We start from the raw sequence: 18,624 nt of genomic DNA, 5'->3' as shown, positions 1-18,624 counted from the left end.
AACTCCATGGCACAAGAGCCGCAACACAACCTGCGAGACTGCCATGACCCAGCCCGAGATTTCCTTCGAATTCTTTCCGCCTCAGACGCTCGAAGCGTCGTTTCGCCTGTGGGATACGGTCCAGACACTGGCGCCACTGGCACCCCGTTTTGTCTCGGTCACATATGGAGCGGGGGGCACCACCCGTGAATTGACCCGCGATGCGGTGGCGACGTTGCACAAATCCTCGGGATTGAAAGTCGCGGCCCATCTTACATGTGTCGACGCTTCACGCAGCGAGACCTTGGCCATAGCCGACAGCTTTGCCGCGGCCGGCGTCACTGACATCGTTGCGTTGCGCGGCGACCCACCCAAGGGGCAGGAACGGTTCGTCCCGCATCCCGACGGGTTCGCCCACTCGGTCGAATTGATCGCAGCACTGGCGGAAACGGGCAGTTTCACCATCCGCGTCGGTGCCTATCCCGACATTCACCCCGAAGCGCCGCATGCAAAGGCTGACATTGACTGGTTGAAAGCCAAGCTGGACGCCGGCGCAGACGAGGCTTTGACGCAATTCTTCTTCGAAGCCGAAACCTTTTTGCGCTTTCGCGATGCCTGCGCCAAGGCCGGGATCGACAAGCCGATCGTGCCGGGCATCCTGCCGATCGAGAACTGGGCCGGTGCCAAGAAATTTGCCAAACGCTGTGGCGCGCAGGTGCCGGACTGGGTCGATCAGGCTTTTGACAAAGCAATCCGTGACAACCGGCACGACCTGTTGGCCACCGCGCTATGCACCGAGCTGTGTTCGGACCTGATCGACGAAGGCGTGGACAAGCTGCATTTTTATACGCTGAACCGCCCCGAACTGACCCGCGATGTGTGTTTTGCCCTTGGGATCACGCCCAAAGCCGATCTACAAAACGTCGCCTGACTGTTCCTTGCATTTGCACAGGCCAAAGGGGGATTGCCACCTGCGGCCCGTTGCAAGGTGCGAACAATTCCCCCTGCAACGGCGCACTGTCCCCGCCAAGCCTACCAATTCACTGGATAATTTGACAGAAACTCAAGGCTCCGGAAAATAGGAGCCAGTTGTTTTATCGAGTGATTTTGGTATGGAGCCAGTCGAGAAAATTCAGGCTCGCGTAGAAGCACTGCACGTCTTGGGCCTTGATCAGACCGCCACCGCATCGGACATCCGGAATGCGTGGCGTGACATCGCCTTTCATGCACATCCCGACCATACAGGCGGCGACTGCAATCAGTTTGCGCGGGCGAAGTCGGCCTATGACTATCTGCGCAAAAACGGGTTGGCAGGCAAAGGCGCCGGGCCGGCCCAACCGCGACGCCCGAAACTCAGAAAGCGTATCATAGAGCTGGACGAGAAGGATATTTCCGCCTGCCTGAAACTGCTCGATCCAAGTCGCGCCCTATCCTTTGGCGAGACCAGCGCGGAAGATTGCCCGCTATCGGCGCGCAATTCGGACCATGTACCAGAGGCGATCGGATGCTATGGCCGCGACCTGACCTATTTTGTTGCGACGCCGGTTTGCGAAGGTGAAAACCGCGTTGCCCTGCCGACATCCGTTCTGGCCGGCTTTCGGACCGTCGAAACCGAAATACTGTCCTTCCAGGCCAAGAATGGCGGAGCGGGCGAGGTCGTTGTTCCCGACACCATTCGAGAACGCAAGTTTCCCGGGGCGCGCAGCGTCAGGATCCGGTTCGAGGCGGATCAGGCCACTCGGGAACAGTTCTGGCAGGCTTGTTGAAAACCCAGCATTGAAAAAGGCCCGGCGGGTCTGCCGGGCCTGCAACGCGCGTCACGTCAGTTCGCGATCGGGCCTTCGGACGTGAATTTCGGGATCACGTTGGTCGAGGCGTCATTGCCTTCGAGCCCAGGCCAGTTTCCCTCAGCAAGGTTGATGTTGCCCGGGACGTCTTCTTCCCAGAATCCGACCACGACATCGGTGATGTTCAGGTACAGCTTGTCATCAACGATCCGCCACAGGTTGGGGTTGCCGGGAACCTTGCCACCCTTGGACACGCCATAGGCGCAATGGCCATCATATTGCGGCGCATAGAACGCGGGGTTTTCAAGGAACTTCGCGCGGTTTTCTTCGCTCGCGAAAGCCCAGGTCGCCCCGTTGTATTCCGCAGTGATGTCCGACCGTCCGCGCACGCCTTCGGGCTGCGACTGTCCGATCGGTGATTGAGCAAGCCCACGGTAGGCCACCACATCATATCCGGACACGGCGAAGCCGGTCCCATCGACATATTGCGGGCCGGCAAAGGCGGGCACGGCCAACGCCATTGCAGCAGCAAAGGTCAGAGCAAATCTGTTCATGTTTCATGTCCTCGTGTCTTGACGGGTTGCAGGGCCAGAGTGGCTGTCTGCTGAGACAATAAGCAATTCCCTCCGTCGGCGAAGACCCGTTAACGCCGCTGTGACCATTGACGAGCAAACGTGAGCAGTCTTGCCGCAATTGTTACAGAACAGCCGCCACGTCGGGGGTTGGCGTTCTTGTTCTGCAACACTAACTCTTGTCGGGCCGGGCGCGGCTCGGCTCTGGGACGAAAGGCAGAAGATGAGCGACACCACCACATACACCCCACCAAAAGTCTGGACATGGGATAGTGAAAGCGGAGGGCGTTTCGCGAGTATCAATCGCCCCATCGCAGGGGCGACCCATGACAAGGAATTGCCCGTCGGCAAACATCCCTTGCAGTTGTATTCGCTTGCAACGCCCAACGGGGTGAAAGTGACGGTCATGCTGGAAGAGCTTTTGGCCCTGGGTCACGCGGGCGCGGAATATGATGCATGGCTGATCAATATCGGTGACGGCGATCAGTTCGGCTCGGATTTTGTCGCGATCAACCCGAACTCGAAAATCCCCGCTCTAATGGACCGATCGGGTGAAACACCGATACGGGTGTTTGAAAGCGGCTCCATCCTTGTCCATCTGGCCGAAAAATTCGGTGCATTCCTGCCCGAAGCCGGTCCCGAGCGCACCGAAGTGATGAACTGGCTTTTCTGGCAGATGGGCAGCGCGCCTTATCTGGGTGGTGGGTTCGGGCATTTCTACGCTTATGCGCCAGAGAAATGGGAATACCCGATCAACCGCTTTGCAATGGAAACCAAACGCCAGCTGGATGTTCTGGACCGCGAGCTTGCGGACAAAACCTATATCGCCGGCGCGGACTACTCGATCGCTGATATGGCAATCTGGCCATGGTATGGGCAACTGGTTCTGTGTCGTTTGTACGACGCGGCCGAGTTCCTTGATGTGACGTCCTACAAGAACGTCATGCGATGGGCGCAAGAGATTGACGCGCGGCCAGCCGTGAAGCGGGGCCGCATGGTCAACCGCGCATTCGGAGAGTTGCACACCCAACTGCGCGAACGGCATGACGCAAGCGACTTCGAAACCCGTACGCAGGACAAGCTGGAAACAGCTGCCGAATAACTCTGTTCATTTGGCGCGGGGAGCAAACCATCCCTGCGCCGAAACCTCGACTTCACTTCAAGATTGGGGGACTGTCCGGGTCGCTTCCGGGCGCTGGTCGGGACCCGGAGGCGCGCACAGGCTCGGGGATATCAAATCGCAGGCCCACTTTCGCCAATGCTGCGGCGGCAGGATCGCTGGCCGCGAAAAAACCGACATCCAAGGCACCAGCCTCAATCCCCGAGAATGTCAGAGCTTCGGACACCGCCTTGGCCAAGGCCGTCTGGGCACCGGGCACCGCGTCCACGAAACCAAGAAGATGACCCTGCCCGCCGCCCTCGGCGCGGGTTCCGGCGAGATATGCGGCGGAGGCCAGACCTGAAGCTGTGGCCAGTTTGGTGTCCAGCGCCGTCAGCAAAATGTCGGGCAACCCCGCGGGCGGAAGGAACTCCGTCAGACGGGATTGCACTTCTTGCGGAGCATGGCTGAGGGTTTCAGCAAGCCAGGCCAACGCTTCGGCAGGGATGAGCATCGACGACGGCGCCACCTCGAGGTTCAGCCCCAAGCCGATGCCCTGCCCTGCAAGCATCCCCGCCAGAACACGTCCGGACAGAGCGGCATAAGGGGCAGGACGGCCCGCAAACTGCGCCAGTCGGTCTTCGCGGTCAAAGGCCAGCACAAACCGACCATCAGCCACGTCAAACAGCTCGGGCGAGATGTTTTCGTCTCGCGCCTCTTCGGTCAGCAACAGAAACAGTTCGTTGTCCGCGAGCCGTTCGAAAAACCTCAGCCGCGCGGCATCGTTCTGAGGGTCGGCCTCCATCTGGGCATGCGCAATGTCCAGCGCGGTCGTGTCAGTCATCCATCACCTCTTTGACCCGGGCACGCAGCACCGGCAACAGGTCCGTTTCGAACCAGGGATTTTTCTTCAGCCATGCCGTATTGCGCCATGACGGATGAGGCAAGGCAAATACCCGCGGCGCATGCTGTTGCCAATTGCGCACCGTATCGGTCACCGAAGCTTGTGCGCCCAGATGGAATTTATGCGCGTGGCCACCGACAAGGATGGTCAACGGAACATCGCCAAGTTCACTCATCACCCTGTGATGCCAGGTCTTCTTGCAGATCGCCGGCGGCGGCAAGTCCGCCTTTCGCGCATCGTACCCCGGAAAACAAAACGCCATCGGAACGATCGAAACCCGCGCCTGATCGTAGAATTGTTCTTCCTCCAACCCCAGCCAATCCCGCAGCCGGTCGCCTGAGGGGTCGGTGAACGGTCGGCCGCTCTCATGGACCCGTGCCCCGGGTGCCTGCCCTGCAATCAGGATGCGCGCACCGGGGCGGAACCACACCACCGGGCGCGGCTGATGCGCGGTCGCAGTCGCAGCGAAGCGGTCGGCGCACAGCCGGCACGATCTGATTTCTTCCGCAAGTGGCTTCACTGATCTCCAGCCCTTTGGCGCTTGTTGCAATCCTAGGATGGATCATAGTCGTTCCCGCAAACCGATCCAGTTGTCGGCTCTATGCGTCACAACTGTGGTCAGGCGTATCGAACGCGCATTGAACATTTGTTTCATATTTCGACATAATGTGGCCAACATGGAGCGGTAGAACACCCGGCCGTCAGCCAGCCACCGGTGGCCGCACCCAAAGCAAAAACATGAGCAGGCAGTGAATGCTTGAGTTCGAGAATGTCAGCAAGTCCTTTTGGACCGGGACTCGCCGCAAGGTGATCCTGGACAGGGTCTCGTTCCGGGTCGAGCTGGGAAAATCACTTGGCGTTCTGGCCCCGAACGGCACCGGAAAAACCACGCTTATCAACATGATGGCCGGCCTCGAAAAGCCCGACGAAGGCGTGATCCGCCGAGAGTGCCGGGTGTCTTTCCCCATGGGCTTTGCCGGCGGCGTTTCCAAGAAGATGTCCGCGCTCGAGAATGCCCGTTACATCGCCAAGATTTATGGAATGGACCCCGACTATGTCGAGGCTTACTGCAGCTGGATGTGCGACTTGGGCGAGTATTTCAACCAACCCTTGGCGACATACTCAGCCGGCATGCGCGCCCGTTTCACCTTTTCGTTGATGCTGGCCCTGGATTTCGACATGTACCTGATCGACGAAGGCATGCCTGCCACCACCGATGTCGAATTCAACAAAAAAGCGGGTTCAATCCTGCAGGAACGCTTGCGAACCACGACTTTGGTGATTGTGTCACACAATCCCAAAACCCTCGAAAAATTCGCCCGCCAGGCCGCCGTGCTTGTGGATGGGCAGCTTCATATGTTTGACTCCTTGGAAGAGGCGACGCAGCTATATGACTACCAAACCCAAGGTTAAAAAATACGACCCGAACCATGCCTCGCAGGCCGAAGGCACGGTTGAGGCGCGTGCCGAGGCGATTTCGCGCATCAGAAAAGCAACTCAACCGGCCGAGCAAGCCCCGGCCGGAACTGAACTGGATGCCATCAAGAAAGAAGGGCTGACCGGTCGTCAGCTGCGCATAGCCCGACGCCTGGCGCAGAAACACGGTCTGGCTGCGACGTCGGACTACGATGCCGTGCGTCTGCTACGAAAAAAGGGGATCGATCCGTTTCCGCGCTCCAACCTTCTGGATTTTGCGGCGGGTTCTTCCGATACCGCGGATGCGGAAGACCAGCCAAAAGACAAGGTCACGATCCAGCTGCCGCAAACGGTGAAAGAAAAGCAACAGACCCTTCCCGGCCCCGAATGGAGCCCGGCACAGCGGCGCGAATTCGAAATCGGCCAGATTCAGAAGGATATCGCCCGTCGGCGCAGACGAAAGCTGTTTGGTCTGTTTGCCCGTCTATTCGCCTTTGTTCTGCTGCCCACGATTATTGTCGGCTATTACTTCTATCGCATAGCCACTCCGATGTACGCCAGCGAGTCCGCGTTTTCCATTCTACAGGCAGATGGTGGCGCTGGTGAGATCGGCGGGCTTTTGGCCGGGACGCAATACGCCACCACGCAGGACTCGGTCGCGACCCAGGAGTTCCTTGAATCCAAGGATGCGCTCAACCGTCTGGAACGGGACACTGGTTTTGCCGAGATTTTCAAGCAGGACTGGATAGATCCGATTCAAAGACTGCCTCAGGACGCCACGCTGGAAGAGGCGTTCAAACTGTACAAGCGCATGGTCACAATCGGCTATGACCCCAGCGACGGCATCATCCGGATGGAGGTAGCAGCACCCGACCCGGACACTGCCGTCGACCTGTCAAATCTGCTGATCTCCTACGCCGAAGAAAAGATCAACGGCCTCACCGAGCTGAAGCGCGAAGATCAGATGCGGGACGCTCTGCAGTCCTTCGAGGACGCTCAGGAAGAACGGCGCAAAGCCCAGGAAGCGCTGATCGAACTGCAACTGCAGGGTGCCGTTCTGGACCCCGAAAACGTGATTGCCGGGCTGCGCGCCCGCATCAACGAGATCGAGATACAGCTTCAAGACAAGGAATTGGAACTGGCAGCGTTGCTGGACAACCTTCGGCCGAACAAAGCCAAGGTCGACGGCGTCCAAGCCGACATCAACCGGCTTGAGGCCGTGCTCGAAGAGCTCAATGCCGAGATGCTGGACGCCTCCGCCGGCGAAAACTCGCTGGCGCGGTTGAGCGTTCGGATCCAGATGGCACAGGCCGATCTGGCCGCACGGGACATGATGCTGCAATCGGCCATGCAGCAAATGGAAACCGCCCGGACCGAGGCCAACCGCAAGGTTCGATACCTCACCGTTTCCGTGAACCCGGTCGCCAGTCAGGAGCCCACCTATCCGCGAAAGTTCGAAAATACGATTTTGGCTTTCCTGTTGTTTGCTGGTATCTACCTGATGATTTCGCTGACTACGTCAGTCCTTCGTGAACAGGTATCCTCGTAGAGCTCATGAAACATGTAAAAATAGCCAACGTCACCGTTGGCAACGACCTTCCGCTGACCATCATCGCGGGCCCTTGCCAGCTTGAAACGGCGGATCACGCACAGATGATCGCGGGAAGGATGAAAGAAGCCTGTGAAGCCGCGGGGGCACAGTATGTGTTCAAGGCCTCATATGACAAAGCCAACCGTACGTCCCTGTCCGGGAAACGCGGCATGGGGATCGAGGCTGGACTGAAGGTGTTGGATGACATTCGCAAAACGATGGGTATTCCGGTCCTGACGGATGTCCACACCGAAGCGCAATGTGCCATCGCGGCCGAGGCGGTGGATATTCTGCAAATCCCGGCCTTCCTGTGCCGCCAGACAGACATGCTGCTGGCAGCCGGAGAAACAGGCAAGGCCGTCAACGTCAAGAAGGGTCAGTTCCTGGCCCCCTGGGAAATGCCGAACATCGTCGAAAAGATCGAAAGCACGGGCAACCACAACATCCTGCTGACCGAGCGCGGAACCTCGTTTGGCTACAATACGCTTGTCGCCGACATGCGATCGCTGCCGCAAATGGCGCAAACCGGGTATCCGGTTGTCATGGATGCAACCCATTCCGTTCAGCAGCCCGGTGGCCGAGGCGGCTCGTCCGGCGGACAGCGGGAATTTGCACCGGTAATGGCCCGCGCGGCCGTGGCCTTGGGCGTTGGTGCCGTGTTCATTGAAACGCATCAGGATCCGGACACGGCGCCGTCTGACGGGCCGAATATGATCCCGTTGGACCAGATGGGCCAACTGATTGACACATTGATGCGTTTCGATGCCCTGGCCAAGGCCAACCCAGTTCAGATTTAACGATCGAGATTTTCCATGACCAAACCAATCCCCGAGGTGACCCCGAACACCTGGAGCTTTCTGCGCGATGCGATGATCAAACCCACCGGGTTTCGTGAATATGATGCCCGCTGGAAATACCCTGACGAGATCAACCTGCCGGGGATGACGGCTCTTGGTCTTGGTTTGGGAACTCAGATGCACAAGCGTGGGATCGAGCCGGTAATCGCGGTCGGCAACGACTACCGCGACTATTCTCTGGCGATCAAGAATGCGTTGATTCTGGGCCTCATGCAGGCCGGTATCCAGGTCAAGGATATTGGCCCGGCGCTGAGCCCGATGGCGTATTTCGCCCAATTCCATCTGGATGTTCCTGCGGTCGCCATGGTGACGGCCAGCCACAACCCCAACGGTTGGACCGGGGTCAAGATGGGTTTTGACCGCCCTCTGACCCACGGCCCTGACGAAATGGCCGAGCTGCGCGACATCGTGCTGAACGGCGAAGGCGTGGCGCGCCCCGGCGGGTCCTATGAATTCGTGGACGGAGTGAAAGAGGCCTATATCAACGATCTGGTCGGTGATTTCAAAATGTCACGCCCCCTCAAGGTGGTCTGCGCGACGGGGAACGGCACCGCATCTGCCTTTGCCCCCGAGATCTTTGAGCGGATCGGGGTTGAGGTCGTACCCAGCCACAACCGGTTGGATTACACCTTCCCCAACTACAACCCGAACCCCGAAGCGATGGAGATGTTGCACGACATGGCTGACGCCGTCAAAGCCAGCGGGGCGGACCTGGCGCTTGGGTTTGACGGAGACGGCGATCGCTGCGGTGTGGTCGATGACGAGGGCGAGGAGATCTTTGCCGACAAGGTCGGTGTCATCATGGCCCGCGATTTGGCCAAGCTGCATCCCGGCGCGACCTTCGTGGCCGACGTTAAATCGACCGGCCTGTTTGCAAGCGATCCCGAACTGCAGGCCCATGGCGTCAAGGCGGATTACTGGAAAACCGGCCACAGCCACATGAAACGGCGCGTGAAGGAAATCGGCGCGTTGGCCGGGTTCGAAAAGTCGGGCCATTACTTTCTGGCCGAGCCAATCGGGCGTGGATACGACTGCGGAATGCGGGTCGCGGTGGAAATCTGCAAACTGATGGACCGCAATCCGGGACAGAGCATGTCCGATCTGCGTCGCGCCCTGCCCAAGACATGGTCGACCCCGACCATGTCGCCCTATGCTGCCGATACCGAAAAATATGACATTCTCGCCCGCTTGGTGGACAAGCTCGTTGCCAAGGCAGAGGCGGGTGAAACATTGGCCGGTCGGCCGATCAAGGAAGTCGTGACGGTCAATGGTGCCCGCGTCATCCTCGACAATGGCAGTTGGGGCCTGGTCCGGGCATCTTCGAACACCCCCAACCTAGTGGTGGTCTGCGAAAGCAGCGAGAGCGAAGATGAGATGCGGGCAATTTTCGCCGATATCGATGCCGTGATCCGCACCGAACCGGGTGTGGGCGACTACGACCAGACGATCTGAGCAAAAAAAGGGGCGCTGAGGCGCCCCTTTCTCAATCCCGTCCGAGCAGTTTCAGCAAGCCCTTTTTGGCCTCATCTTCAAGCTTTTGCTTCAGTGCATCTTCGACCTGTTCGCTGTCGGAGATGGTTGTATTCAACTCCTCTCCGGCCTTCTTCAGCGCCTTGTCCTTCGCGTCCTGCTCCAGTTCCTTGAGCTTCTCTTCCGTCGCAGCTTCAATCACCTTGCTCAGGTCGGGCTTGATCGACGGATCACTCCACGGCCCCTTGATCCGCACAGGCACGGCAATGCCATTGCCCCCGTTTGCCCGCAGCGCGACCGGTGTAAACACATAGTCGATATCGCGCGCACCCAGCCCTACACGGCCCGAGCCATCGGCACGGAAATTGTCAAGCTGCATCAGAAGATCGTTGTTCGTCAGGTTGCCGTCCTGAATCGTGTAGGTGGCAGTCAGGCTGTTGAAGACGGTGGTTCCTCCACTGCCTTCGCCGCGCCCCATCAGACGATCCAGATCAAACCCGGAGATCACCCCCTTGCCGACGTCCAGGCTGCCCTTGCCGCTGAGCGAGCGCATGATCTGCGCTTCGGTTTGCCCCACGCCCAGGAATTGTAATGTTCCGGACGCAGTACCGGACAGACGTTCGACACCGCCCAATGTGGTCAAAGCCTGCTTGAGGTCGATACCGGTGGCGGTCAGGTTGCCCCCGACCGACAGTCCGTTTCTGTTGTTGGCAACGACTTCTCCGGTCAGCTTTCCGGAAAACAGCGTGGCCGGTTCCATTTTCAGAACCGCGCGCGACCGATCCAGGCTGAGGCTTAGATCGCTGGGGCCAAAGGTCATATCCGGAATAGCGATCGAATTGGCTTTCAACCGGATCGTTCCATTTGCCAACGAAAGGGGTGACGCGTCGATCGGCGCCTGGGACCAGCCTTCGGGCGCCTGTTTGCCTCCTCCGCCCGTGCCGCCGCCGCTGCTGGGCGCGCTGCCGGCTGTTGCCTGCGTCAGGTCAAGGTCACCAGTACTCAGCCGCGCAGTAATCTTCGGTGGGCTTGCGATAACGATATCGGCGGCACCGTCAAAACTGTTCTGATCCAGAACGGCCCGCATATCCCGCAAGGAAATGCGCCCATCCTTGGTGTAGGTCATATGGCCGGACACATCCGCGACCCGTCCAAGTCCCATGGGGACTGACACCCCACCCTGACCAAAAGCGGCCAGCATCGCGTCGGTGTTTGTGGTCCGGACATGAGTTTTTCCGTCCATTTCACCGGCCAAGTTGACGCGCCCGTCAAAGCTGATCTCTCCGCCCGGCGCTGTCAGGCCAAGAACCAATGGCGTCACCGCACCACTGGAGAAGGCAGGTAAATCAGGAATTTCCAGATCAACCTCAACCGCGCCACCGGGCACCGGCATTGATGCACTCATCTTCATCGGCGCAGTGACATCGGGCCAACTGGCCTTCAGATCGACCCCGGAAAAATCCATCTGAGGGACACCGTTTTCCACATAAACCAGACGCGCGTTGCTGAGCTCCAGTTGGTCAAGGGTCACGGTTCCGGTCTCGGTCGGTGCCGCAGAGTTGGGTGCGGGCGCATCTGCATTGCCAGAGCCCGTGTTTGACGCCCCGGTTTGCGACGCCGACATTTCCCAGTTGCCCCGCCCTTGTGACAGCTCCAGCCGCAAGACGGGATCTTCGGCCACGACGCGCCGGATACGCACATCCCCCGCCAACAGCGCTGATGCGTCCACGCCAACTGCCAGGCTTTGCGCGCTCAGCATCGGTTCTGAGCTGGCCCAAGGCGCGTTCCCAAACGTAACCGGCCCGGTTTCCATTCCCAGAACCGGCCAAAAGGACAGGCGGACATCACCGGACAACGTCAGTTCACGTCCGGTCTGCGCCTTGACCTGTTCGGCGAGGATTTTGCCCAGCTTGTCGCCGGGCATCAAAAGAAACGCCCCGATCACCAGCCCCGCGACCGCAACCAGAATGAATAGAATGCGTATCAGCCACTTCATGATTTGCTCTCTGCCTTGCCGGCTTTTTGCCTCAGCTTCGATGTTCCTCGCGTGCGAAGGATTTGCAAGGGGAAGATTTCCCCACTATATGCCGCGCAATGAGCACCAACCCGCCAAACCTACGCCCCGATCTGGCACCCGCAGCCCGGATCACCGACGCACCGCGCAGCGGCCAACCCACCATCGGAATGGTGTCCTTGGGATGTCCCAAGGCACTGGTCGACAGCGAGCGCATCCTGACGCGCCTACGCGCCGAAGGATACGGGATCTCGCCCGACTATTCAGGTGCGGATGCCGTGATCGTGAACACCTGCGGGTTTCTCGACAGCGCCAAGGCCGAAAGCCTCGAAGCAATCGGCGAGGCGCTGGTGGAGAATGGCAAGGTCATCGTGACCGGGTGCCTGGGTGCCGAGCCGGACTACATCCGCGAACATCACCCCCGTATCCTGGCCGTGACCGGGCCGCACCAGTATGAACAGGTGCTGGATGCCGTTCACGCCGCCGTTCCGCCTGATCCCAATCCGTATGTGGATCTGTTGCCGGCTTCGGGCGTGAAGCTGACCCCGCGCCACTACAGCTATCTCAAGATATCCGAGGGCTGTAATCACAAGTGCAAGTTCTGCATCATCCCGGATATGCGCGGAAAACTGGCCAGCCGACCGGCCCACGCCGTTCTGCGCGAGGCTGAAAAACTGGTCGACAGCGGTGTGCGCGAATTGCTGGTGATTAGCCAGGACACCTCGGCCTTTGGCTTGGATCGAAAATACGATGTGAACCCCTGGAAAGACCGGGAGGTGCGCAGCCACATTACCGATCTGGCCCGCGAACTGGGTCAACTGGATGCGTGGATACGACTGCACTACGTCTACCCCTATCCACATGTGCGCGAGTTGATCCCGCTGATGGCGGATGCAGGCAGCAACCTTTTGCCCTACCTGGACATCCCGTTCCAACACGCGCATCCGGACGTTCTGAAACGAATGGCGCGCCCCGCTGCCGGCGCCAAGACACTGGACGAGATCGCCGCCTGGCGCGCGATCTGCCCCGACATCACGCTGCGATCGACCTTCATTGTCGGCTACCCCGGGGAGACCGAGGCCGAGTTCCAGACCCTGCTGGTTTGGATGGACGAGGCGCAGTTGGACCGCGTCGGGTGCTTCCAATACGAAAACGTTGAAGGGGCCCGCTCGAACGACTTGCCGGATCACGTCCCGGATGAGATCAAGCAAGAGCGCTGGGAGCGTTTCATGCAAAAGGCCCAGGCGATTTCCGAAGCCAAACTGGCGTCGAAAGTTGGTCAGAGAATCCAAGTGATCGTGGATGAGGTGGATGCCGAAGCCGCCACCTGCCGCACCAAGTCAGACGCGCCCGAGATCGACGGCAACCTGTTCATCGACGACGGTCACGAAAACCTGAAACCCGGTGACATCGTCCTTGTTCAGGTCGACGAGGCTGGTGAATACGATCTGTGGGGGAAGCTGGTGCGCTGAACCGCCATCCGGCGGACGAAGGCAGACGGCCCCCAAATCGGGACCATCTGCAAAAAGCTTATTGAGTGACCGGGTTACACACGGTCTGGCCGGCCTCGGTGGTGGCCAGTTCATAGCCTGCCGAACAGCTGGGCGAGCCATATTTGTCATAGCTTGGCTGAACGTAAACCGGGGTGGGCTCTTCCTGCTGCGAGCAAGCAGTCAGGATCAAAACAAAGGCGCCGGCGGCAGCGAATTTCAGTTTCATGTCCATCAATCCTTTAATACTTTTCTGATATTGCCCAACTTTTCGGGGCCAGGCTAAGGATACGGGCAGTTCGGCTTTCTGGCAACAGATACGGTCACATCCGTGTGATCAGAGGCGAATCCACGCTTGCACCGCGACGTGCCACCGCCGGACCGGGACGCGCGAACTACACATTTCTCTGCGTTGGGCTAAGCTCTCGGATGTCCCTTTCAACAGCCGGAGCGCCAGAATGCCAAAAGGATCTCAAATCGCCCAGAAATCGCCCTACCCCATCGAGGTGACTGAAGGCAAAAGCTACTTCTGGTGCGCTTGCGGACGCTCCAAACGTCAGCCATTCTGCGACGGTTCGCACAAGGAAACCGGGATCGAGCCGGTAAAATATGTAGCAGAATCAAGCAAGAAGGTCTTCTTCTGCGGATGCAAGCAAACCGCTAATCCGCCGCTGTGCGACGGAAGCCATTCCAAGCTTTAGGCCAATCAGGTCAGCGCATTCAAAGCCTTGGCATTCGCGCAAAATTCCGGGGCGGCGGTCGCCCGGCTCTGTTGGCACGCAAGCCAGACGGCACATCTTTCGCTGCAGTCAGCGGCTCGACAACGGGTCACCATTTCGCTGTATCCCTGCGCGGTCAGCCGCCCTTCGGCGATGGCTTCGGACAGCGAGATTTCCATGCAGCGCGCAACCGACCGCGTCAGCCAGAAGTGTTTTTCTATGTCTCCGAGTCGCACAAGTTTCATTGTTTTTCCTGATTCTGCAGCGTCTTAAGTTTGGCGAATCGGTTCCTGTTCGGACATGTCTCCGGGGCCTCAACCCTGTCACCTCGGTGCGTCTGCCAGTCGCTACAGTCGCAAGCCCACTCGCAGCCCCGGCACCGTCCCACCATGCGCGCCCATTCGTCGGGACTGAGCCGACCCGTGAGATGGGCATCTACAAGGTCAACGCCGGTCGCCTGCCCCATCCGCAAAACAAGGCGTACATGCTTCATGGTCTGGCCAAGGACGTTCATGGTTCTGCCCGTCCGCGCTAGGGTGCAAGCCTGGCCAGCAAATCCTGGTTTCGGCAATACTCCGGTGGCCGTCCGTCGCTGTTTTGAAGCGCCAACGCGCGGTCGCAGTGATAGGGGTTTGTACAGCCTGTACAGCGCAGCACCGCGTCGGTGATTTCGTCGATGGAAACCGAACCGCCGATTGCGGCCTCCTGCAGGTCAACGCCCAGTTTCAGGGCCATTCGATCCACCAAAGCGGCGTGGCGGCGCAATTCTTCGCGTCTGGACATCCGAGTTCCTTTCGCTGTCTCGCTGAAAAGAACCCTAGCGCCATAACCCCACGGTGCCCTTGATTCAGGTCAAGAGACAACCCCCAGGTGGTCAAGGTAGGCCCGTGTGGCGTCCTGGACCCGCCTGAAACGATCTCCGCCCAGCTTTTTGCCGCCATACCATCGGGTCACAATGACCACGTGATTCTGCACACCGGCGCGTTCCAACATGCGCAATATGACCATCCCCGCACCGGTTTCGCCATCATCTGCCTTGAGAGCGCCGGTCGGCAAAATCGCGGCCCACGTGTTATGGGTCGCCTTGGCATATGCCTTGTCCGATTTAAGGTCGCGCAATACCGCATCGACCTCATCCCGCGACCTGACGGGAGCACCGCTCACCGCGTATTTCGAGCCTCGGTCCGTCAGAACGACTCCCATCCGCTGGATCTGGGTCATTGGGTCAGGCCGAGCTGGGCGGCTGTTTCCAGAACAACTTCGATGCGCTTGGCATTGGGCGGATGAGACGCCAGAAAGCGGTCACCCGGATCTGGAATCCGGCCGAAATAGGCCATGCCGACCAGCGGATTGTACCCAGCCGAATAGGTGATCAAAGTTCCCATCCGGTCCGCTTCCAGCTCGAATTCTTTCGTGTAGCTCTGAACTCCGACTTCAGCACCCAGCTTCTGAGCACGTTCAATTCCTGCCGCGTCCTCGCCTTGCGCCTCAGCCAGTTCTCCGAAAATGCGGGCCCCTTCCTTGGCGTTTTTTACCTGCCGGGCGATGTGGCCCAGGATGTGATGCGCCGCCTCGTGCCCCATCACGAACGCCATCTCGTCAGCGTTCTGCGTCGACTTGACCATTTCCTGCGTGAAAATGATGAACGGGCGCCCATCCTTGTCCAACGTCTGGAACGCATTTGGCTCGGCAAACGGATCCGTGTCGATCAGAATGCCGAAATCGCAGTTCTGCCCCCGTGTCTCGCGCTGACAGACTCTTTGCGCCGCCGCCCCGACCGACCTGCTGACCTGCTGAAACGTCAGTGCCGAGTCGCGCAGTTCGGGCGAGGACGGTGACCAATCATCAACCGCAATGAACCCGCCCGCAGTGCATGCGGACACAACCAAGACCAGCAAAAACCTGAGGCGGTGCATTCCGGATCCTTTCTGTTCGTGCCGGCAGGAAAGCTTAGCGCGATGTGGCCCCCCTGACCACTGCCCGAAACCCAATCAGCGGGTTGCATTGCGATCGCAGGCTGGGCAGTCTGGGAACATGTTTTCGATTGAGCATGAATTCGACTCGACAGTCATTACCCTGGTGGACGAAGGCCCGGAGCCTTTGCAAGAAGACGTGGTGATCAACAGTTTCGCCGAGTGCGTAACGATCGAGCAGTTGGACCCCCGAACGGACCAGATGCAGAAAATCACCCTTTCGCCCGAACAGGTGCGCGATCTTGCCGCCGCTCTGGATCTGCCCGAAGGGGTGTATCAAATCAGGGAGACACCAGCCTAGGGATCGTAGACAAAGACCTTGTCGCGCCCTGTATGGCCTTTTTTCAGCGTCAAAGCTGATGGTGAGGTACCCATGGCCCGGGCCAGCAGCTTGACCACGGCCTGGTTCGCCTTTCCATCCTCGGGCACGGCGGTGACAGCGATGTGCACTGTCGCCCCGTCGAAAGAAATCCGGTCCTGCGCAGCTTTGGGAGTCACCCGCACGGGAATCGATTGCCCGGGTCGCGCCAGATGCCCAAGGTCCGGCAGGTTTCGCAGTTTCGGCTTTGCCATCACATTCTCTTCCGCATTTGGACGGTGCCGGGTGGCACAATATCCAACAGTTTTGCATCTTGCCCTTGAAACCGGCGCGTGTCTGCCCGAGATACGACAGAACCATGTAAAGGAATTTAACATATGACGCTGAAAAACCCGGCTGCGTTCGAGTTCCTGCAGTCGCGCAGGTCGCGGCCCGCCAAGACGTTGATGGCCCCGGCGCCGACCCGCGACGAATTGATCCCGTTGCTGATCGCAGCCGCTCGCAGCCCCGATCATGGCAAGTTGGAACCTTGGCGTTTCATCGTCATCGAAAAAGCCGCAATGCCGCGATTGGCCGATCTGACCGAGGAACGAGGCGTTGCGCTGGGGAAAAGCCCCGAAGACATTGCCAAGGCCCGTAGTCAGTTCGAAATGGGGCATCTCGCTGTTGCCGTCATCGAAGTGCAAAAACCATCGCCGAAAATCCCGGAAATCGAACAAACCTACTCGGCCGGAGCGGTCTGCCTTGCACTGCTCAACGCAGCCCTTGCTGCGGGTTGGGGTGCCAACTGGCTTTCAGGTTGGCAGTCGCACGACCGCGAATTCTGCGAACGCGGTTTGGGCCTGGCCGACAATGAACGCATTGCCGGACTGATTCACATCGCGACCGAAGGGGCCACGCCGCCCGAAAGGCCCCGCCCGGACGTGGCCGCGATCACCGAGTGGGTGACGGAATGATTATCCTCAACGCGTTCTTCGCGGCCTTGGGGCAGCTCGGCGATGCTCGATTCCGATCGGTGCTACTGCGCGGTGTCGGCCTGACGATTGTGCTGCTTGTTGTTGCCTGTGCGTTGGCGATTTGGGGCATCAACGCCCTTGCTGGTCAGGAGATCTCGCTACCATTTGTCGGCGACGTCCCGTGGCTGAACGACGTTCTGAACTATTCAGGGATCTTTCTGGTTCTGATCCTGCCGGTCTTTCTGATGGTGCCGGTGGCCTCAGCCATCACATCGATGTTTCTGGATGAGGTCGCACAGGCCGTTGAAGACCGGCATTACCCGAACCTACCCCCTGTTCCGTCCGTCCCGATCTGGGATGCGGTGTTGGACTCGCTGGGATTCTTGGGCGTGTTGATTGTTGCCAACGTATTGGCGCTGGTCCTTTACGCGCTGTTCACACCCCTCGCTCCGTTCATCTTTTGGGGAATGAACGGGTTTTTGCTCGGTCGAGAGTATTTCACGCTGGCGGCCATGCGCCGGATTGGGCGCGAAGGTGCGCGGGCGTTGCGGGCACGCCATGCCGGGACGATCTGGGTCGCCGGAACCTTGATGGCCATCCCCCTGTCGGTCCCGCTGGTGAACCTTTTCATTCCGATCATCGGAGCCGCAACGTTCACGCATATCTTTCATGGGCTGTCGCGACAGGCCGAGCACTGATTACTCGCGCGGTTCCATCTGGTTCAACCAGTCGAAATCACGAACTGAAATCACGCCAGAAACAATGATCCCTGCGATCACCGCCCACAAAACGATAGAAATACCGGTGGTGATCCAGATCTTTTTTTTCATGTGATGGACTTCCGGAGCGCCCGCATGGGTCCCCGGCACGATGTCGCCCAGATCGCCTTGCGTCTTGATGCGGACCGGCAGCACGACCAACAAAGTCATGAACCAGATCACGGCGAACAAAACCAACGCAGCAGTGATTGTCATTTCGACGCCTCCTCAGCCCGGCTCAGACTTGCTCCAGCTCCACGAGGCACCCGTTGAAATCCTTGGGGTGCAGAAACAGCACAGGCTTGCCGTGCGCGCCGATTTTGGGTTCTCCGGTTCCCAGAACGCGGGCACCGGTCGCCTTCAGGTGATCCCGTGCGGCGATGATGTCTTCGACCTCATAACAGACATGGTGGATGCCACCCGCCGGGTTCTTTTCCAGGAAGCCGTTGATCGGGCTGTCGTCGCCCAGCGGGTACAGCAGCTCGATCTTGGTATTGGGCAGTTCGATGAAGACCACCGTCACGCCATGATCCGGTTCATCCTGAGGTTCACCAACCTTGGCGCCCAGCGCGTTGCGGTATTGGGCGGATGCGGCCTCGAGGTCGGGCACGGCGATGGCGACATGGTTCAGGCGGCCAATCATGGCGGTCTCCTCTGTTCTGCGTTGCAGCGTTTATGGGGGCTGCCCTGTCAAAGGGCAAGTGCGCCAAATCGCGCGTT

25 protein-coding genes are annotated in these 18,624 nt (G+C 59.3%); 12 read left to right on the top strand and 13 right to left on the bottom strand.

The annotated features are described in order from the left end of the window. Nucleotides 1-43: 43 nt before the first annotated feature. Entirely contained in the window at nucleotides 44-910 is an 867-nt protein-coding gene (gene metF, locus ACR0CU_RS01615) for a methylenetetrahydrofolate reductase [NAD(P)H] (protein WP_170444694.1), read from the top strand. 229 nt (nucleotides 911-1,139) lie between these two features. Further along, nucleotides 1,140-1,745, top strand: coding sequence for a J domain-containing protein (locus tag ACR0CU_RS01610; protein WP_480642319.1), 606 nt, complete (start codon nucleotides 1,140-1,142; stop codon nucleotides 1,743-1,745). 56 nt (nucleotides 1,746-1,801) lie between these two features. Here the strand turns inward: ACR0CU_RS01610 and ACR0CU_RS01605 are convergent, their stop codons facing one another. Continuing rightward, nucleotides 1,802-2,320 (bottom strand): YHS domain-containing (seleno)protein, encoded by a 519-nt coding sequence (locus ACR0CU_RS01605; protein WP_170340669.1) that lies wholly within the window; start codon nucleotides 2,318-2,320, stop codon nucleotides 1,802-1,804. A gap of 241 nt (nucleotides 2,321-2,561) precedes the next feature. Between ACR0CU_RS01605 and yghU the strand changes: the two genes are divergently transcribed. Next, nucleotides 2,562-3,440 (top strand): glutathione-dependent disulfide-bond oxidoreductase, encoded by an 879-nt coding sequence (gene yghU, locus ACR0CU_RS01600; protein WP_170444691.1) that lies wholly within the window; start codon nucleotides 2,562-2,564, stop codon nucleotides 3,438-3,440. A 52-nt stretch (nucleotides 3,441-3,492) separates the two neighbouring features. Here the strand turns inward: yghU and ACR0CU_RS01595 are convergent, their stop codons facing one another. Beyond that, nucleotides 3,493-4,281, bottom strand: coding sequence for an SseB family protein (locus tag ACR0CU_RS01595; RefSeq protein WP_170440624.1), 789 nt, complete (start codon nucleotides 4,279-4,281; stop codon nucleotides 3,493-3,495). Next, complete coding sequence (locus tag ACR0CU_RS01590; RefSeq protein WP_170390925.1) at nucleotides 4,274-4,861, bottom strand: uracil-DNA glycosylase family protein; 588 nt, start codon at nucleotides 4,859-4,861, stop codon at nucleotides 4,274-4,276. Before ACR0CU_RS01590 ends, ACR0CU_RS01595 begins: the two co-directional genes overlap by 8 nt. Before the next feature lie 233 nt (nucleotides 4,862-5,094). Between ACR0CU_RS01590 and ACR0CU_RS01585 the strand changes: the two genes are divergently transcribed. From ACR0CU_RS01585 to ACR0CU_RS01570, 4 genes are read left to right on the top strand one after another with little or no spacing between them, the layout of a single operon-like run. Then, nucleotides 5,095-5,754 (top strand): ABC transporter ATP-binding protein, encoded by a 660-nt coding sequence (locus ACR0CU_RS01585; RefSeq protein ID WP_093964707.1) that lies wholly within the window; start codon nucleotides 5,095-5,097, stop codon nucleotides 5,752-5,754. After that, the gene (locus tag ACR0CU_RS01580) at nucleotides 5,732-7,306 is read left to right on the top strand and encodes a KpsE/RkpR family capsule polysaccharide export protein (protein ID WP_170390924.1); all 1,575 of its coding nucleotides are present in this window, start codon (nucleotides 5,732-5,734) and stop codon (nucleotides 7,304-7,306) included. Before ACR0CU_RS01585 ends, ACR0CU_RS01580 begins: the two co-directional genes overlap by 23 nt. A 5-nt stretch (nucleotides 7,307-7,311) precedes the next feature. Beyond that, complete coding sequence (gene kdsA / locus ACR0CU_RS01575; RefSeq protein ID WP_170340066.1) at nucleotides 7,312-8,145, top strand: 3-deoxy-8-phosphooctulonate synthase; 834 nt, start codon at nucleotides 7,312-7,314, stop codon at nucleotides 8,143-8,145. 15 nt (nucleotides 8,146-8,160) lie between these two features. Continuing rightward, on the top strand, nucleotides 8,161-9,657 hold the full coding sequence (locus ACR0CU_RS01570; RefSeq protein ID WP_170444688.1) for a phosphomannomutase/phosphoglucomutase: 1,497 nt from the start codon (nucleotides 8,161-8,163) through the stop codon (nucleotides 9,655-9,657). A 31-nt stretch (nucleotides 9,658-9,688) separates the two neighbouring features. Here the strand turns inward: ACR0CU_RS01570 and ACR0CU_RS01565 are convergent, their stop codons facing one another. Next, nucleotides 9,689-11,671 carry an AsmA family protein gene (locus tag ACR0CU_RS01565; protein WP_170444685.1) on the bottom strand — a complete coding sequence of 661 codons (1,983 nt, stop codon included), beginning with the start codon at nucleotides 11,669-11,671 and terminating at the stop codon, nucleotides 9,689-9,691. Between the two features lie 98 nt (nucleotides 11,672-11,769). On the opposite strand from ACR0CU_RS01565, the gene rimO reads away from it, so the two are divergent. After that, nucleotides 11,770-13,161, top strand: coding sequence for a 30S ribosomal protein S12 methylthiotransferase RimO (rimO, locus tag ACR0CU_RS01560; protein WP_480642316.1), 1,392 nt, complete (start codon nucleotides 11,770-11,772; stop codon nucleotides 13,159-13,161). A 58-nt stretch (nucleotides 13,162-13,219) separates the two neighbouring features. Here the strand turns inward: rimO and ACR0CU_RS01555 are convergent, their stop codons facing one another. Next, nucleotides 13,220-13,408, bottom strand: a complete 189-nt coding sequence (locus ACR0CU_RS01555) for a hypothetical protein (protein WP_244952318.1) — start codon at nucleotides 13,406-13,408, stop codon at nucleotides 13,220-13,222. A gap of 229 nt (nucleotides 13,409-13,637) precedes the next feature. Between ACR0CU_RS01555 and ACR0CU_RS01550 the strand changes: the two genes are divergently transcribed. Continuing rightward, nucleotides 13,638-13,880, top strand: coding sequence for a CDGSH iron-sulfur domain-containing protein (locus ACR0CU_RS01550; RefSeq protein ID WP_170340652.1), 243 nt, complete (start codon nucleotides 13,638-13,640; stop codon nucleotides 13,878-13,880). A 5-nt stretch (nucleotides 13,881-13,885) separates the two neighbouring features. Here the strand turns inward: ACR0CU_RS01550 and ACR0CU_RS01545 are convergent, their stop codons facing one another. The 5 genes from ACR0CU_RS01545 to ACR0CU_RS01525 all read right to left on the bottom strand — a co-directional run bounded on the left by ACR0CU_RS01545 (nucleotide 13,886) and on the right by ACR0CU_RS01525 (nucleotide 15,781). Further along, on the bottom strand, nucleotides 13,886-14,143 hold the full coding sequence (locus ACR0CU_RS01545; protein WP_170357169.1) for a DUF6455 family protein: 258 nt from the start codon (nucleotides 14,141-14,143) through the stop codon (nucleotides 13,886-13,888). Then, nucleotides 14,140-14,412 (bottom strand): DUF6455 family protein, encoded by a 273-nt coding sequence (locus ACR0CU_RS01540; RefSeq protein ID WP_280525634.1) that lies wholly within the window; start codon nucleotides 14,410-14,412, stop codon nucleotides 14,140-14,142. The genes ACR0CU_RS01545 and ACR0CU_RS01540 overlap by 4 nt, the downstream gene beginning before the upstream one ends. Before the next feature lie 17 nt (nucleotides 14,413-14,429). Further along, nucleotides 14,430-14,681: a DUF6455 family protein gene (locus ACR0CU_RS01535; protein ID WP_170357168.1), complete on the bottom strand. Its 252-nt coding sequence runs from the start codon at nucleotides 14,679-14,681 to the stop codon at nucleotides 14,430-14,432. A 69-nt stretch (nucleotides 14,682-14,750) separates the two neighbouring features. Then, nucleotides 14,751-15,119, bottom strand: a complete 369-nt coding sequence (locus tag ACR0CU_RS01530; RefSeq protein WP_480642314.1) for a YigZ family protein — start codon at nucleotides 15,117-15,119, stop codon at nucleotides 14,751-14,753. Beyond that, nucleotides 15,116-15,781, bottom strand: a complete 666-nt coding sequence (locus ACR0CU_RS01525) for a M48 family metallopeptidase (RefSeq protein WP_480642966.1) — start codon at nucleotides 15,779-15,781, stop codon at nucleotides 15,116-15,118. Before ACR0CU_RS01525 ends, ACR0CU_RS01530 begins: the two co-directional genes overlap by 4 nt. Nucleotides 15,782-15,932: 151 nt before the next feature. On the opposite strand from ACR0CU_RS01525, the gene ACR0CU_RS01520 reads away from it, so the two are divergent. Then, nucleotides 15,933-16,172 carry a hypothetical protein gene (locus tag ACR0CU_RS01520; protein WP_093964694.1) on the top strand — a complete coding sequence of 80 codons (240 nt, stop codon included), beginning with the start codon at nucleotides 15,933-15,935 and terminating at the stop codon, nucleotides 16,170-16,172. Here the strand turns inward: ACR0CU_RS01520 and ACR0CU_RS01515 are convergent. Beyond that, nucleotides 16,169-16,444 (bottom strand): DUF167 domain-containing protein, encoded by a 276-nt coding sequence (locus tag ACR0CU_RS01515; RefSeq protein WP_170444679.1) that lies wholly within the window; start codon nucleotides 16,442-16,444, stop codon nucleotides 16,169-16,171. The two genes, ACR0CU_RS01520 and ACR0CU_RS01515, sit on opposite strands and share 4 nt — an antisense overlap. Nucleotides 16,445-16,567: 123 nt before the next feature. Between ACR0CU_RS01515 and ACR0CU_RS01510 the strand changes: the two genes are divergently transcribed. Next, nucleotides 16,568-17,146 (top strand): nitroreductase family protein, encoded by a 579-nt coding sequence (locus ACR0CU_RS01510; protein WP_170444676.1) that lies wholly within the window; start codon nucleotides 16,568-16,570, stop codon nucleotides 17,144-17,146. Further along, nucleotides 17,143-17,844 (top strand): EI24 domain-containing protein, encoded by a 702-nt coding sequence (locus tag ACR0CU_RS01505; RefSeq protein WP_170444673.1) that lies wholly within the window; start codon nucleotides 17,143-17,145, stop codon nucleotides 17,842-17,844. The genes ACR0CU_RS01510 and ACR0CU_RS01505 overlap by 4 nt, the downstream gene beginning before the upstream one ends. Here the strand turns inward: ACR0CU_RS01505 and ACR0CU_RS01500 are convergent, their stop codons facing one another. Together ACR0CU_RS01500 and mce are read right to left on the bottom strand one after the other, a co-directional pair. Beyond that, on the bottom strand, nucleotides 17,845-18,120 hold the full coding sequence (locus ACR0CU_RS01500) for a DUF1467 family protein (RefSeq protein WP_093964691.1): 276 nt from the start codon (nucleotides 18,118-18,120) through the stop codon (nucleotides 17,845-17,847). Between the two features lie 22 nt (nucleotides 18,121-18,142). Next, entirely contained in the window at nucleotides 18,143-18,547 is a 405-nt protein-coding gene (gene mce, locus ACR0CU_RS01495) for a methylmalonyl-CoA epimerase (RefSeq protein ID WP_093964690.1), read from the bottom strand. Nucleotides 18,548-18,624 lie beyond the last annotated feature (77 nt).

Source organism: Ruegeria sp. BC2, from assembly GCF_056539245.1.
Note: the sequence above shows the minus strand (reverse complement) of the source record. Positions and strands in the feature narration are given on the sequence as shown.